General features: G+C 63.8%; 1 pseudogene. It reads right to left on the bottom strand.

Annotation, left to right across the window (positions count from 1 at the left end):
- Positions 1–240 (bottom strand): annotated as a pseudogene (locus tag J5M57_RS28860) (Ig family protein); the annotation flags it as partial.

Raw genomic sequence — 240 nt, 5'->3', positions numbered from 1 at the left:
GGGTGTAGCTGACGGAGGTGCGGATCACGTCGTGGCCTTCACCGGCCAGCTCGGTCACGGTGTCGCTTTGGCTGTCGACGTAGTAGGTATCATCGCCAGTGCCGCCGATCAGGGTGTCGTTGCCGGCGCCGCCGTCGAGAATATCGTTGCCAGCGTAGCCTGCCAGAATGTTGTTGCCGGCGTTACCGGTCAGCACGTTGTCGCTGGCGTTGCCGGCGAAGTTGAGGTTGGCGGTGCCCA

Origin of the sequence: Pseudomonas sp. 86_A (assembly GCF_017491705.1) — a bacterium.
In the GTDB taxonomy this organism is placed as follows: domain Bacteria; phylum Pseudomonadota; class Gammaproteobacteria; order Pseudomonadales; family Pseudomonadaceae; genus Aquipseudomonas; species Aquipseudomonas koreensis.
Note: the sequence above shows the minus strand (reverse complement) of the source record. Positions and strands in the feature narration are given on the sequence as shown.